Source organism: Listeria swaminathanii (genome assembly GCF_014229645.1).
Lineage (GTDB): Bacteria > Bacillota > Bacilli > Lactobacillales > Listeriaceae > Listeria > Listeria swaminathanii.
The window spans coordinates 227,443-242,813 of sequence record NZ_JAATOD010000003.1 but is presented as its reverse complement, the minus strand read 5'-3'; the positions used below and the strand labels follow the sequence as shown (position 1 = coordinate 242,813).

15 protein-coding genes are annotated in these 15,371 nt (G+C 39.9%); 1 reads left to right on the top strand and 14 read right to left on the bottom strand.

Features of this window, described 5'->3' with window-relative positions; translation table 11 throughout:
* Positions 1 to 325: 325 nt before the first annotated feature.
* The 3 genes from HCX62_RS10925 to HCX62_RS10915 all read right to left on the bottom strand — a co-directional run bounded on the left by HCX62_RS10925 (position 326) and on the right by HCX62_RS10915 (position 2,366).
* Positions 326 to 1,474, bottom strand: a complete 1,149-nt coding sequence (locus tag HCX62_RS10925) for a lmo2826 family MFS transporter (protein WP_185559869.1) — start codon at positions 1,472 to 1,474, stop codon at positions 326 to 328.
* Between the two features lie 13 nt (positions 1,475 to 1,487).
* Positions 1,488 to 1,910, bottom strand: coding sequence for a MarR family winged helix-turn-helix transcriptional regulator (locus tag HCX62_RS10920; protein ID WP_185639073.1), 423 nt, complete (start codon positions 1,908 to 1,910; stop codon positions 1,488 to 1,490).
* A 102-nt stretch (positions 1,911 to 2,012) separates the two neighbouring features.
* On the bottom strand, positions 2,013 to 2,366 hold the full coding sequence (locus HCX62_RS10915) for a hypothetical protein (protein WP_185639072.1): 354 nt from the start codon (positions 2,364 to 2,366) through the stop codon (positions 2,013 to 2,015).
* A 193-nt stretch (positions 2,367 to 2,559) separates the two neighbouring features.
* On the opposite strand from HCX62_RS10915, the gene HCX62_RS10910 reads away from it, so the two are divergent.
* Positions 2,560 to 3,159 (top strand): nitroreductase family protein, encoded by a 600-nt coding sequence (locus HCX62_RS10910; RefSeq protein WP_003768793.1) that lies wholly within the window; start codon positions 2,560 to 2,562, stop codon positions 3,157 to 3,159.
* 57 nt (positions 3,160 to 3,216) lie between these two features.
* Here the strand turns inward: HCX62_RS10910 and HCX62_RS10905 are convergent, their stop codons facing one another.
* The 11 genes from HCX62_RS10905 to HCX62_RS10855 form a co-directional block, all read right to left on the bottom strand.
* A complete protein-coding gene (locus HCX62_RS10905) occupies positions 3,217 to 3,537 on the bottom strand; it encodes a thioredoxin family protein (RefSeq protein WP_185639071.1) in 321 nt (106 codons plus the stop codon).
* Positions 3,538 to 3,659: 122 nt separating this feature from the next.
* Positions 3,660 to 4,322, bottom strand: coding sequence for a beta-phosphoglucomutase (gene pgmB, locus HCX62_RS10900; RefSeq protein ID WP_185639070.1), 663 nt, complete (start codon positions 4,320 to 4,322; stop codon positions 3,660 to 3,662).
* Complete coding sequence (locus HCX62_RS10895) at positions 4,319 to 5,440, bottom strand: glycerate kinase (RefSeq protein ID WP_185639069.1); 1,122 nt, start codon at positions 5,438 to 5,440, stop codon at positions 4,319 to 4,321. The genes pgmB and HCX62_RS10895 overlap by 4 nt, the downstream gene beginning before the upstream one ends.
* Positions 5,437 to 7,614, bottom strand: coding sequence for a glycoside hydrolase family 65 protein (locus HCX62_RS10890; protein WP_185639068.1), 2,178 nt, complete (start codon positions 7,612 to 7,614; stop codon positions 5,437 to 5,439). The genes HCX62_RS10895 and HCX62_RS10890 overlap by 4 nt, the downstream gene beginning before the upstream one ends.
* A complete protein-coding gene (locus HCX62_RS10885; protein WP_185639067.1) occupies positions 7,611 to 8,642 on the bottom strand; it encodes a Gfo/Idh/MocA family protein in 1,032 nt (343 codons plus the stop codon). Before HCX62_RS10885 ends, HCX62_RS10890 begins: the two co-directional genes overlap by 4 nt.
* A gap of 56 nt (positions 8,643 to 8,698) precedes the next feature.
* A complete protein-coding gene (locus HCX62_RS10880; protein WP_185639066.1) occupies positions 8,699 to 9,493 on the bottom strand; it encodes a sugar phosphate isomerase/epimerase family protein in 795 nt (264 codons plus the stop codon).
* A 12-nt stretch (positions 9,494 to 9,505) separates the two neighbouring features.
* Entirely contained in the window at positions 9,506 to 10,558 is a 1,053-nt protein-coding gene (locus HCX62_RS10875; RefSeq protein WP_185504249.1) for a zinc-dependent alcohol dehydrogenase, read from the bottom strand.
* 18 nt (positions 10,559 to 10,576) lie between these two features.
* Positions 10,577 to 11,428, bottom strand: coding sequence for a carbohydrate ABC transporter permease (locus HCX62_RS10870; RefSeq protein ID WP_003732160.1), 852 nt, complete (start codon positions 11,426 to 11,428; stop codon positions 10,577 to 10,579).
* Positions 11,415 to 12,296 (bottom strand): carbohydrate ABC transporter permease, encoded by an 882-nt coding sequence (locus tag HCX62_RS10865; protein ID WP_185530055.1) that lies wholly within the window; start codon positions 12,294 to 12,296, stop codon positions 11,415 to 11,417. Before HCX62_RS10865 ends, HCX62_RS10870 begins: the two co-directional genes overlap by 14 nt.
* Before the next feature lie 76 nt (positions 12,297 to 12,372).
* The gene (locus HCX62_RS10860; RefSeq protein ID WP_185639065.1) at positions 12,373 to 13,665 is read right to left on the bottom strand and encodes an ABC transporter substrate-binding protein; all 1,293 of its coding nucleotides are present in this window, start codon (positions 13,663 to 13,665) and stop codon (positions 12,373 to 12,375) included.
* Positions 13,662 to 15,362 (bottom strand): sugar phosphorylase, encoded by a 1,701-nt coding sequence (locus HCX62_RS10855; RefSeq protein ID WP_185639064.1) that lies wholly within the window; start codon positions 15,360 to 15,362, stop codon positions 13,662 to 13,664. Before HCX62_RS10855 ends, HCX62_RS10860 begins: the two co-directional genes overlap by 4 nt.
* Positions 15,363 to 15,371 lie beyond the last annotated feature (9 nt).

Sequence of the window (15,371 nt, the reverse complement as noted above, 5' to 3'; positions counted from 1 at the left end):
TTTCACCAATAATAGAATACTTATTGGCCGGATATGAGCCTTCCTCGTTACACTTATGCTTTTCGAAGTTCTGTTCTTAAGAAATAAAAAAAACGAACCTGTGATATTCCACACAATATTCGGATTTTTCAGCGCTTAAAAGTAAACACTGCCTTTTTGTACTTTTGTATATTATAGCAGAAACAGAACTGTTTTTCAGAAAATTTATACTAAATCTACAAATAAATGTGATGTTCCAAGTTTTTACTATAAAAAAAGTGCGAGAATCGGCTATTTAAAGCAATTCTCGCACTTATAAAATTTGAACCAAGCTTCACAAAAGATGTTAGCTATTTTTCACTTTTCGTCCTAAAGTAAACCAATACACGGCAAAAAATACGACAAGCGCAATAATTGCTGTGCGGTACATGATTGCATAATTGTAGTAAGTCGCCACAATACTCAGGCCAAAACTACCAACAGCCATCCCAATATCCATCCCCGAAAGAAACGTCCCATTCGCAGTACCTTTATTATGCGGTGCAGCCCGGTCAACAGCAAGCGCCTGAAGTGCCGGCTGTGTCATCCCGTAACCTAACCCGAAGAACAGCGATGCGATAAACAAGCTAATTGCTCCCGTTGCAAAAGAAAGGATCAATATTCCGATAATCATCGCAAGCGCGCCCGGAATAACAACAAAACGATGTCCTTTTGTATCATAAAGCTGTCCAGCAAACAAGCGACTAACAAGCACCATAATCGCCTGCCCAATGAAGTAAACCCAAGTCGTCGAAATACCAAGCTCCGTCCCATATACCATCATAAACGTCTGAATCCCACCAAGCGGAACAGCCATTAATAAACATAATCCAGCCGGAAGCAAAGCCGTTTTCTCGAATAATTTCATTTTTTGATGTACGACTTTTTCTGATTTTGGGATTTTCAGCTGTGTCATTAAAATTAAAATAAACACCATCAAAACTAGCGAAAACGTCACCAATACATCGAAAGAAAAATAATTCATAATTAAAATTGCAATAATCGGCGCCAGTGACATTCCAAGCGCAGTCGTAAGCCCGTAAAATCCAATTCCTTCTCCAGTTCTGCTCGGCGGTACTAATTTAGAAACCCCAGTCGCAATCGAAGTCGTCCCAATTCCCCAACCAGCCCCGTGAAAAAGCCGCAATATAAGTAAGGCCGCAACCGCAGTCGACCAATAAAAGTTCACCGTCGTTAAAATTAAAATCAAAAACCCAACAATAATTAATACTTTCGGGCCAAATTTGTCGTTCCAACTCCCTGCAATAGCTCGCATCAGTAGAGCCACAATCGAAAATAGTCCTACCGCCAAACTCGCTTGCATTTGTGTCCCGCCAAGTTCAATAATCCGGGCCGGTAACGTCGGCATAAACACCATAAACCCAATATATAAAAGCACACTTCCTAATAATAAAAATACGTAGTCCTTCGTCCAAAGTCTTGTCTTATTTTCCAAAATTTACCCCTCTTTACTCTATATTAGTAGAAATGTTCTTTAAAACAGCCGTGAATTGCTCTAAATCCTCGTGCGCAATTCCCGCAAACATTTTTTCACAACTCGCTTCCACGATATCTCGCAGTTCATTCGTCTCTTTTCGCCCTTTTTCCGTTAAAGATAACAGCGAAATCCGTCTATCTTCGGTACTGATTTCCCGTACAATAAGCTCTTTCCTAAGTAAAACGTCTACAATTCTGTTCACAGTTGGCGTGTCCTTCTTCGTCCAAAGCGCAATCTCTTTTTGCGAAATTGGCTCGTTCGCCTCAATACCCTCTAAAATAGACCACTGCTCAGGCGTCACATCATAACTTGCAATAGAACGCAGCAAAAACAAGTGCATTTTCTTCGCTGTCGTATTCACATCAAATGAGATTTCATCATAATATCCGCGCATTATTATCCCCTTTTCTATTGTCTTAACAATAATTGTCATAACAACTATTATACATATCGATTGACCCTTTGACAAGAAAAACAGCCGAATCAACGACTGCTTCTACAATAATTCCACATCTATAATATCTCTAAATTCAATAACATATTCATGTCCAACAATATCCTTAAAAATAATTTCTTCTGTTAGCATATCGATTTCTAGAGGCACTAAATCTTGCTTTTCTAGCTCTCCAAGCCCAAGGAACGCGGAAGGATACTCAAATGATGCTAAACGTAAAGAAGAAATATCTGCTTCTTGAAAATATTTTAAACGAACGACCCATTCTCGCTTCATGGCGTCTTTTAATGTGATAAAGAAGCATTCGCGCTCTAAATAGTCTACTTCTGGCCGACTCGTTAAAAAAGCAGCATTCTTCTCTGTCCGTACTTGCTCTTTCTGAATTGCCGTAACCATAATTATCACCTCTTAACCATATTATACGAACAAACGTTCTTAAAATCAAGTGTTTTGCTAAAAAAGTTTTTTCGCAAGAGCCAGAACTGGTTTAGCGCTTACATAATCTTTTTCCGACAAAAACACTTGCAAATTAATGAATAGTTGCTATACTTATGTAAGTAAATAACATTAACAAAGGAGTTTTATAATTATGACTAATACATTTTTAGATTCTATTAAAGTTCGTCGTTCCATTTATGCACTAGATAAAAACGTTTCCCTAGAGGATTCCAAAATTGAAGAAATCATTAAAGACGCTGTTAAATACAGCCCATCTTCTTTCAACTCTCAAAGTTCTCGCGCTGTTATTCTTTTAGGAGAAAACCATGATAAACTTTGGAATATCGTAGAAGATACTTTACGCGCTATCGTACCTGCTGAAAACTTTGCAGCTACTGAAGAAAAAGTTGGTTCTTTCCGCGCTGGATACGGAACAGTTCTTTTCTTTGAAGATACTGCTGTTATCGAAGGCTTACAAGAAAACTTTGCTTTATATGCAGATAACTTCCCTGTATGGTCTGAACAATCTTCAGGTATTGCGCAACACTCTGTATGGGTTGCTCTTGCAAACGCTGGTATCGGCGCTTCTCTTCAACATTACAACCCACTAATTGACGACGCTGTTAAAGCTGAATGGAATATTCCTGCAAGCTGGAACTTACGCGCTCAAATGCCGTTTGGTAACATCGTTCAAGAAGCTGGCGAAAAAGAATTTATCGATGACGCTGATCGTTTCCGCGTTTTCAAATAATAAATGTTTCACGTGAAACAAAAAATTCCGCGACCATTAACTGGTATCGCGGAATTTTTATTTTGCTAAACTTTTAAATCTGCTTCTAAGTTCATCACAACTGACAATACCAGCAATTGCGCCTTTAATTTCTCCATCAACAAGAACAAGCGAATTGGGTATTCCTTTTACATCAAATTTCTGAGCTAATGCACGTTGTTTATCTACATTAATTTTCACAACTTGGACATTACCTTCTTCCATCTCAGAAAATTGCTCAAGTGTCGGCCAGAAACAGCGGCAAGGCGCGCACCACTCTGCCCAAAAATTAAGTAATATTTTCGGATGGCTGCTAATAATCTCTTCCAAGTCCTCTTCTTTTGCAAAAATAATCGCCATACATATCCACCTCACATTCAGAATATTCCAAAGTTGTATCATGGTCAAGCAAAGGGTTTTAGAATAGCAATATATCTTGCTTTTTGTTCATTTTTTGACACTTTTGTTTCACGTGAAACATTTTATTTGCTATGTAATATCTCTAAAATGCGTAAATCTAGCAAACCAGTATTTTTCACCGTCATGTCTGCATCACGAAGTCCAGAACCAACACCAACGCTTACAATTCCAGCTGCATTTATAGCTTCAATCCCAGCTTGAGCGTCTTCAATCCCAACTACTTCTGATGTGTCTAAATTCAAACCGCGGCACGCCTCCACAAAAATTTCAGGATCAGGTTTAGATTTAGTGATTTTAGCAGCATCGACAATGTAATCAAATTCCTGTTCCATTTCTAACGCGCTCAACACCGTACGAGCATTTTTGGAAACAGATGCAATTGCGCATTTAAGATTTTGCTTTTTAAGTGCCACAATAAGTTCTTTAATTCCTGGCAAAACATCCGCTGGCGTAATTTCTTTCAGTAGGCTCACATAGAACTCATTTTTATCTGCCGCAAGTGCCTCAATTTGCTCTTGTGTAAAGTCATTTTCACGACCATCCTTCTTCAAAATTAACAGTAGCGAATCAATTCTACTTACTCCTTTTAAATTCTCATTAAATGCTTCATCGAACTCAATTCCGATGCTTTCTGCTGTTTTTTTCCAAGCTAGATAATGATAATGCGCTGTATCTGTGATGACACCATCTAAATCGAAAACTACTCCTTTTAATGCTGTTGTCATTCCACTCGTCCTCTCCAAACTGCCGCAACATTTCGCGCGGTTCTTCTTAAATTATTTGGTGTTTCTTTAAGTATGTTTTCTAAAGTTGCTGGTTTGGCAATGGATGGAAATACTGCGCTGATTCCGACTTCATAAACCGCTTCGAGGCCCTCACCAACACTTCCACAAATTGCGAAAACCGGTATTTCTTTCGGCACTACTTTTGCAACGCCTACAGGGGCCTTTCCTTGAGCGGTTTGCCCGTCCATTTTCCCTTCGCCAACGATAACTAAATCAGCATCTTCGCAAATGGTTTTGATTTGGAGTGCATCAATTACAAAATCAATTCCCGATAACAAATTAGCTTCCGCAAATGTCACAAGACCTGCGCCAATCCCGCCTCCAGCGCCAGCTCGCGGCATTGTAACCATCGCTGGGTTGGCTAACTGATAAAAACAGCGCATAGCTTCATCTGCACTTGCTAAATCGGCTTCCACCAATCCTTTTTGCGGTCCAAACACATACGATGCGCCAGATTCCCCACAAAGCGGATTTTCAACATCAGTCACAATATTCACCGTGATATTTTTTAGCTCAGCCGCTACATTTTCAGAACGAATCGTAACGATTTTCGCTAAATTAGCGCCAATTGGATTGACGATATTATTTTCTGCATCGAAGAATTCATAGCCAAGCGCGCTAGCCATGCCAATTCCACCGTCATTTGAAGCGCTTCCACCAATACCAATGATAATCTCGGTCGCACCTTGTTCTATCGCGTGCAAAATTAGCTCGCCCACACCTTTTGTGCTTACTTGAAGTGGATCGCGCTTACTCGCCGGAACTAAGTGTAAACCGCAAACCTCGGCCATTTCAATCAGTGCAGTTTTGTTCCCATCTGTAAAAGCAACTTGCGCTGAAATTGGGTCGCCAAAAGGGCCAGACACATCGATTTTCATTTTTTTCGCACCTAAAGCATTGCTTAAAATCTCTAGTGTGCCTTCCCCACCATCACTGACAGGAAGCAAGTGATAATCTGCATCTGGATAAACTTCTTGAAAGCCCTCTTTAATATACTCTGCCACCTCACGCGCCGTCAAACTTTCTTTGAATGAATCCGGTGCAATGACAATTTTCATAAAGACACATCCTTCTGTTCCAAATTAATGGTTAATGTATCCGTTAGCTGCTGTTTTTCTCCGTAGATAACTAATTCTAGCACGCTTTTTGTGTTTTTTGAAAGTTGCAACGTATTTGGCGCGATTTCCACTGCGATTGTTTCACCTTGCCAAACAAATTCAAAAGCAACAGATTGCCACGCGTCCGGTAAATTTGGCGCAATTTCCAGCAATTCCGCGCTAGTATCAATGCCCGAAAACCCAAAAACTACCGCCAACCAAATTGCTCCGAGTGACGCCGCATGAAGCCCATCATCTGATGAATGAGGTTCACTTCCAAGATCAATTAAACACGCTTCTTGGAAAAATTGGTAAGCTTGCGCACGGTTTCCAGTTTGATTTTCCACAATTGCATGGATTGCTTTACTCAAAGAAGAATCATGAATCGTTCGTTTTTCATAATAATCTAGGTTTTTCTTCACGACTTCCGGTGCAAACATCTTAGGAAAAAGATAAAATAACATCACTAAATCTGCTTGTTTTAAAATTTGTAATTCGTTTACTTCTTGACGCGAATAATCTAGCAAAATCCCTTGTGTTCCTTGTGCCGCCTTATATTTATCTAAATTTATCCAGTCTTTTTGCAAGAAAGTATCATCTTGTGGGATTAAACCCGCTTCGTTTTCGACAGGTAAATATAGATTTTCAAGGAATTTTTCCGCTTGCGCCGCGAAAGCTTTATTATCTTTATTCCATTCAAGCGCCTTTTTCACATTGTAGTGCGCCATGTAATTCGTATAAGTATTATTATCGATATGCTCCGTGTATTCGTCCGGCCCGATCACATCAAGGATTTCCAAGCGACCATTACGATTAGTTGCCCGGCTTATCCAAAATTCAGCTGTTTCAAGGAGCAGTTCCGCGCCACAATCAGCCATGAACTGCGCATCACCCGTCGCCGCTTCATACTCACAAACCGCATAAGCAATGTCCGCCACTAAATGATGCTCCGAAATCGCCGAAGCTACTTTTTGGCGTGTTCCAGTCCGAATGTTAATTGCTGCAAATTCTGGCGTTTCTTCTTCTCCAGAAAACGCACTTTCCCACGGATAAAGCGCCCCATTGTAGCCGTTTTTCACTGCTTTTTCTTTCGCTTCTTTTAAATGAAGATAACGATATTGCAGCAGTTGTTTGGCAATTCCCGGCTGATTATAAAGGAAAAATGGCATAATAAAAATTTCTGTATCCCAAAAAATATGCCCCTTGTAACCTTCCCCGGTCAGCCCTTTCGCACCAACACTACAGCGAAAATCATCTTTCGGCGTCATAATTTCTAAATGATAGCACGCAAAATCCAGCGCAAACTGATCGAACTCATTCATGCTCTCAACACGAACACCCGCATGCTCCCAAAAATCAGCCCAAACAGTTTCCGAAGCTGTCTTCAAATCTGCGTAGCTTACTTTTGGAAATTCCACGTCCACTTCATCCAGCGAAGATGTAACCATGCTTATTTTTTCCAAAGTGAACGTTTCATTTACAGCGACTTCTTGCTCCACTTCGGTCATCAATTGCCGATTTTTCGCAGTGAAAATCCCTTTTTCGTTCACTTTTGTTGCTACTGTAATTCGCTGTTTACTCTCAATCGTCTCGTATTCGCCAACCATCAATTCCTCATCAAAAATCCGCAAACTCGACTCCGCTAGTTGCTGCGTTCCAAAATTGGTTTGTTGCGCATCAATCCCTGTCTTTACTTTCACTTTCATACGGTCGTTTAAAGGTGTAATCTCCACTTTAGCCGCGATAACATGTTTTACTGCTTTAGAAACAAATCGGTGAAAATTCAGTTGGTATTTTTTACCCGCGCTACTTTCCCACGTAATTTTGCGCACTAATTCTCCCGTATCCATGTCTAAAAAACGTTCGTATGCGTGGACTTTTCCCGCTTGCATCGAAAAAACTTCGCCATCAAGCGTCACTTGGAATCGCGTCACATCCGGCAAATTCACTAGTTCTGAACTCACCGAACCACTCGGACGATTGTAAATTCCTGCCACATACATACCACGAACTTGCTCAGGATACTCTTCTTCAAGAGCACCGCGCACGCCCAAATAGCCGTTTCCCACAGTCATCTGGCTACCATATTTATTTAGATAGTTTAATGCAAATTCCTTCTCAATTATTTTCCTCATAAAGAAACACTCTCACCTTTTTCTGCCGATTCGTATAAGCTTTCAACGATTTGTTGGATGATATAACCTTGTTCTGCCCCGGCAAGCTCCACTTTTTCATCACCAAGAACGTTGTCAACAAAAGCTTTCATGCTGTTTTCGTGTTTATTTTCGTCCAGTTGACCAAGACTCTCCAATAGCTCAAACGTACCTGCATTATCTGTATAAATTTCAGCAGGATATAAACTCCCACCAGCTAAATCACCGAAAAAGTCGACATTTAGCATGTTTTCCGGTTTAATATGTAACGCAAAAGAAGTATCCAGCTCGATTAATCCGCCGTTTTCCAGTTCAATAAAGCCAAATAAAGAATCTTCCACGGTATATTTTTCCGGATCCCATGAACCAAACGTCCCAGCACTTTTCTTCGTCCCGATTTTTTGGAAACTTTTTGCCGTTACTTTCTTCACTTTTGGAAAACCAAGAACAAACATCGCCGCATCGAGCATATGAATCCCCATATCAATCAGCGGACCGCCACCTTGCATTTCTTTATTCGTAAAAGTTCCCCAACCAGGGACACCAGAACGACGAAGCGCAGTAGCTTTCACACAATAAATCTCCCCTAAAAGTGCCGAATTTCCCTTTAAAAATTGTGCTTCACTGGAAAAACGATGATGAAAATCATATGCCAAAATCGCATCCTTCTCTTCCGCCAGTTTCCACATTGCTTTCGCTTCCGCAGCACTCATTGCGGGTGGCTTTTCACACATAACGGCCGCACCATGCGACAGCGACAGCATCACATTGTCAAAATGGAACCGATTGGGCGTACAAATGCTCACAATATCGATTTTCTCGGCCGCAAACATCTCTTCTGCCGTAGCATAATGCTTTTTGAAACCATTGTTCGCGCGGAACTCTTCGCCACGTTCCATACTTGGATCGCAAACAGCGACAAGCTCCAGTTCATTTCTTGTCTTATAATATGCAGCGTGGACCTTTTCAGCAACCTGTCCAGCACCGATAATTGCAACTCTTTTCTTCATATCCGAAACTCCTTTTAGAAAAATCCGTCCGCTTTAATTGGGACGGATTTTCTATTTTAAATTAAACAGCTTTTTAAATGTGCTAATGCATCTTTATAAGCTTGTTCAGGATTTCCACTGCGAACACGACATTCAAAAGTTAAAAATCCGTTGTAACCATTCTTTTTCAGTTGATCAAAACTTGTTTTAAAATCAAGGCTGCCGCTTCCTGGTTGATAGCGATGATTATCAGCAACATGAATATGACCAATCGAATCTTTATACGCCTCAAGTGCAGCTGGAATGCTATCTTCTTCAATGTTCATATGATAAAAGTCAGCGATAATTTCTACATTTTTGAGGTTGTTTTCATCAATGTATTTCTGCGCATCACCCAACAAATTAATCATGTGATCTTGGTATCGGTTGAGCGGCTCAAGATAAACTTTCGTGCCAGTCTCACCAGCGATTTTATCCAAGTAAACTAACGACTCGCTCACGGCTTTGAAATCTCCGGCTTGGCTGCGCGGTGAAGCCATTGGTGGAAGACGATACGTGAACATTCCCCACGCCGCTGGAACAACAATTCCTTGTCCGCCAACTTCTGCTAAAGCTTCTAAAATCGCCTTAATTTCTTCCAAACCATTCAGCCTGCGTTCTTCAATGAAGTCACCAATCCAGCCATCATAACCACCACATGCAGTACTAACAGGTAGCCCCGTTTTTTCGATAGCCTTCTTTACTTCATCCAAATTTTCCACAAGTAACTTACCATCAATTTCAAAACCTTCAAAGCCCATTTCTTTTACATAAGCAAATTTTTCTTCAATATTTTCTGGGAAAAATGCTTGGTTTTGTGTGCCTAATTTCATTATTATCGCTCCTTAAAGGGTAATCCCCATTTTAATACTTAAATCAGGTTGTTGGTCGACGTATTTCATGTAACTTTCAGCAGAATCAGCGAATGGAACGACTGGATCAATAATATCCGAGCAATCTAAGTAGCCGTTCATCAGTAGTTCCCAACAAGTTTCCTCGATACGCTTACGATCCCAACGCGGATAATCCGGATTTGGTTCACTTGCCGCACGGGAAAAGACGATTTTCGCATTGTTGAAATGAGCTTCACGCCCAAGATTAAATCCTTCTGGGAAAGGTTTTGCGAATGCTACGTAAGAAATCGTTCCCCCGTATGCAATTCCGCGCAACGCAGCTTGAAGTGCCGCCGCATTCCCGCTTGTTTCAATAATAGAATCCGCACCAAGTTTACCAGTAAGACGTTTCACTTCTAGGCCAACATCGGTAGTAATCGGATCAAAAGTAGCATCTGCACCGTGTTTTTCAGCGATTTCACGACGATGACTAAGTGGATCGACCCCAATAACAACACTTGCGCCAGCTTTTTTCGCTAGTTGAATCGCAATTTGACCAATCGCGCCAAGTCCGACAACAACAACGTAATCACCCGCACGCACATGTGCATCACGCACGCCACTCATTGCAAATTGAGCCGGATCATAGCAAACCGCATTTTTCCAATTAGCTCCTTTTGGCAATTTACGTAATTTATAATTATCGACAGCTTTTACAATAACTGTTTCCATAATCGGTCCATAAGAACAAACAATATCACCAAGCGCATATTCCGTCACCTTGCTCCCACATTCCACAACTTCACCAACGACCATGTTACCTAGCTGAAACTCGCCAAACACAATGCCTCGCGCACTATTTGTTTCACGTGAAACAAATAGATTCCATTCTGGTGAAAATTCTTCATCAATAAAAGGACTAATTCCTCTAAAATCAACTACTTCTGTACCATGTTTTGGAGAAGCAAATTGTACTTTAATTTTTACTTCATCCTCTGAAACTTCACGATCATTATATTCTACTAATGCCGCCACACGAGGCGCTGTCGCTACTAATTTTTTCATTTTAAATTACTTCCTTTCTTATCCTTTAACTCCACCATCAGTTAAGTTTCCTTTGATAAATCGTTCTGAAATTGCGTACATAATAACGACTGGAAGCGCCGTTACAAGCGATGCCGCCATCATTCTACCCCAAATATAATCTGGTGTACTAAATAATGTATTCAAGCCAATCGGTAACGTGAATTTCTCTGAGCTAGATAGGAAAATCGAAGCAAACAGATAATCATTCCAAGCTACCATGAAACAATATACAAACACAGAAACAATACCCGAAATCGCAAGCGGAACGATAATTCGTAAAATAATCTGGAAGCGATTCAGCCCGTCCATCATTGCGGCTTCTTCAATATCAGTTGGAATCGTGTCGAAATAACTTTTTAGCATAAATACCGCGGTTGGTAGTGTTTGTACAACCATCGTGATAATTAAAGCTGTTTCCGTATCATACAATCCCAAACTCGAAATTATTTTGAACAACGGAACGATTAGCAAAATTCCTGAGAACATATAAACCGTGTAAAAACTTGCATTAATCGTCATTCGCCCTTTAAAGCGTAATTTCGACAACGCATAAGCGCCTAAAATCCCTAAAACAACCGCAATTCCGGCCGCAAAAATCGAAACAACCAAGCTATTTTTAAAGTACGTTAAAAACGGAAAAATATCTGGATTAAAAATATCAATATAATGCTGGAAAGTGAATTCTTTCGGGAAAAATGTTGGATTCGTGGAAATGGCTTCTTTGCTACTCTTGAATGAAGTCATTAACATAATCGCAAATGGGAACAACGTCATGCATAAAAACACAACCATCGTCGTATAAAACGCGATTTTCTTCGTTCTTTTTGACTTTTTACTACTTACCGCCATTCAAATCCACCCGCTTTCTTGCAAAAATAATAACAACAAAAATAATGACAAATAATATCACAGAAATCGCTGCTGCTTTTCCTAAATCATTGAATGCGAATGCTGTTTTATATAAATAAACCCCAAGAATGTTTACTTTATTCGTGAGTAAGTATACATCGGTGAACATATAGAACATCCAAATCGCACGAAGCGTAATAACTGTCGCAAGAACCGGCATAATCGCTGGCAAAGTAACAATTTTGAATTTATCCCAAATGTTCGCTCCGTCCATATCAGCCGCCTCATAAAGCGACTTATCGACCGTCTGCAAAATCGCCAAAAACGAAATAAATGCATACGGAAAATAACGCCATATCGCAAAAAATGTTACTAAAAAGAAACTAGAAACTGGATTATCAAACCATAGTGGCGCTTCTTTGAACATATGAAGCACATCCACTGTCATAAAATTAATTACACCATATCCATTATTAAACATATATTTCCATGCAAAAATAAGAGAAATAGATGGTGTTACATATGACAAAATAATAAGCGACCGAGCCGTTCTTCTAAAACGAAATTCGCGGTTAAAGAATATCGCCACAAGTAGTCCCATCCCAGTACTTCCAACTACTACCAGCCCCGTATAAGCCACTGTAAGACCTAACGACTTATAAAACTCTGGATCCTTCAAAATATCTATATAGTTTTGAAAACCAATAAAAATCGATTTAATATTCGGGTTTAAAGGCATATCTAAAAAACTAATCTGGATATTTGAAATCATCGGATATAAAACAAGTGCTGCCAGTAAAACAAAACTTGGCGCAAGTAAAATCATTGCTAACTTAAAGTCGGACCTTTTATATACTTTTGTTTTCATAATGCCTCCTTAAATCAAAAAGCGACGTACTATACTGTTAAAAAAAGACGGGGAGACTCAACTCCCCGCTATTTGATTATTTACCTTCTTCGGCTTTTTTCTGTGCAGCTTTTAAATCCGCTGATACATCGCCACCGCCAACAGTTACGTTATTAACCATTTGCGCGAGGATTCCTGAGCTAGTAATATCACCCATTTTTGTAAGGTTTTTACCGTCAACAAGTCCGAAAACTTGGATGTCATTGAATGATGCTGCGATTTCATTTGGAAGATCACCAAACGATTTAATTACTTCATTTTCTTTGTAAGCTTTTTGTTCTACTACTTCTTTATTTACTGGTTGCGCGCCACCTGGAGACATTAATACCCAAGTTGCCATGTTTTTCGGTTGAGACAAGTATTCAACAAATTTCTTCGTTGCTTTCTTTTGTTCGTCATCAAGACCTGCAGAGATAGTTAAACCAGAAACTGTTCCATAAACTGCTTTTTCTTTTTCTTCTGGAATGGCGAAACCGATGTTTTTTGGATCGCCTTCTTCATAAACGGATGGAAGGATATACGTAGAGTACATTGCCATTGGAACTGTTCCATTCATAAACGCATCTTTAATTTCAGTTACGTCATTCGAACCCGGCATCGTGTATGCTGACAAATCTTTGTAATATTGAAGCGCTTCTTTCATTTCTGGTGTATCAATCGTTACATTACCTTTTTCATCTAAAACATTAGCTTTATTAGAAAGCGCAAATTGCGAGAATGCTTGCTCACTCATTGTGCTTTCAGCTGTTGGAATAGCAATACCGTATTTTTTATCTGCTTTATTCGTGAATTTTTTCGCTACCTTTTCAATATCTGCCCAGTTTTTCGGTTCTTCAAAACCAGCATCGGCTAACGCTTTTTTGTTATACCAAATACCTTGAACCCAACCACTTAATGGTGCTGCGATATAGCTTTTACCGTCTTCAGAACGTACTAAGTTTGTTGCGCCTTCGTAGTATTTATCTTCTCCAACAGAGTCGATAACTTCTTTTACTGCATCTTGGTCAATCAGCTGATCTTTATCCATTACTTTGGCAAAATCTTGGCTTACTTCCATAACAGCTGGAAGTTTACCAGAACGAGCAAGTGTTACAACTTTTGTATTAAAAGCATCTTCCTCAACTGGAATTTGTTTGATTTTAATTGTTGGATTTTCTTTTTCAAAATCAGCAATTAATTGATTAATCACATCTAAACGTTCTTTTTCAACGGATGAATGCATAAATTCGATTGTTACTTCCTCACTACTAGAACCTTTTCCTCCACATGCAGCTAAGACCGCACTTAGAACCAACACAACAACAAGTAATACAAGACTCTTTTTCTTCATTTTTGTTCCTCCCTGTAATTTTTGGTTTTTAGCCAGCAGAATTCATAGCCACTAAGCTTTATGGAATCGCTCCCAGTTACCGTGGAGCCCGTATAAAGATTTGTATAAACACCGCTGTCTAGTGAATAACTCACTTCTTTTTCTGATAAATTATGAATCAATATAATCGATTCCGCGCCGGATACACGTTTAACAACAAACAATTCCGCCGTAGATTCTAAAACTTCCATCGGGATTTCTGGATGGAAAAGTGATTCCGTTTTTCGTGTGCTAATCAATTTCGTTAGCGCATCATATGTTTCTTTTCGCAAGGAGCCAGCTTGTTCCAACTCAGCTGTAATTTCCGCCAAGTCGTATTTTTTTCGATTAATAGAACGATTGTGGCTTGTTGCCTCTACACCTAAATAATCATTGCGGCTTCCTAAAATACTTTGAACATAAACAGCTGGAACGCCTGGAATCGACATCAGTACCGCATGAGCCACAAGAAATCTTGCAAGTCGCAAATCATCTGTATCCGCTTGTTTACTTAACGCATCCATATAAGTCACGTTAATTTCATAAGGACTCTTAGAACCATCTGGATTTTGCTTGTATGAAACGAGCGCACCTTCCTTCTCCAAATCATCCACTAGCGCCAAAATTTCAGCTTCGGGAATAATGCCGCGCACTGGATTTAACCCAATCCCGTCATGTGAAGCAAGGAAATTGAAGAATGTGCGCTTGCCTGCTGGTAGCTCTAAATGTTTCGCCCAATTACGGAGGAACGCCGCATTGCCATGATGTATCGCATGGAGCACAAGTGGCGGAAGCGGAAATTGATAAACCATATGCGCTTCTTTTTCACCATTTCCAAAATAGCTAATATTATCAACATGTGGCACATTCGTTTCGGTTATAATAATCGTCCCCGGTGCTGCAATATCTACTAAATCTCTAAATAATTTCACGATTTCATGCGTCTCTTCCAAATGAATCGAGCTCGTTCCCGGCACTTTCCACATAAATCCAACCGCATCAAGTCGCACATATTCCGCGCCTTCTTCTAAATAGAACATCAAGACATCAATCATCTTATAAAGCACTTCCGGACAAGCAAAGTTCAAATCAATTTGATCCTCACTAAAAGTCGTCCAAATATGCCCAACTTTACCCGACTCAAATTTAAATGGCGTAAGTACAGGTGTCGCACGTGGCCTTGTTACCGAACTAAGGTCTGTTTCTGGATCCATCTCCACAAAGAAATTCTGAAACTCCTCATCACCCGCCAAATATCGCTTAAACCAATCACTTTTCGCCGACATATGATTACAAACAAAATCAAACATCAACCGCGCCGACTGTTCCATTTCCTTAATATCCGCCCAATCACCAAGCTCCGGATTCACCGCTTTATAATCAATGACCGAAAACCCATCATCCGACGAATAAGGATAAAAAGGTAAAAAATGAACTACCTCAAAAGTCGATTTTAAATAACTATCATACATTTTCTTAAAAGTTGTTAACGTTTTTTGGGATTCCTCTTTAAACTGGTCCCCATATGTAATTAAAACAATATCTTTCTCGTCCCACTTATCTTTTCGTGTTAACTTTCGTTGCTGCGTTTGCTGTACCCGTGCTTCGATTCTTGCTGCCAAACTGTCCACTACCTCTTCGCTATATAACCGCGAAAGTCGTTTTCTTAAATTCGTCATCATTTACCT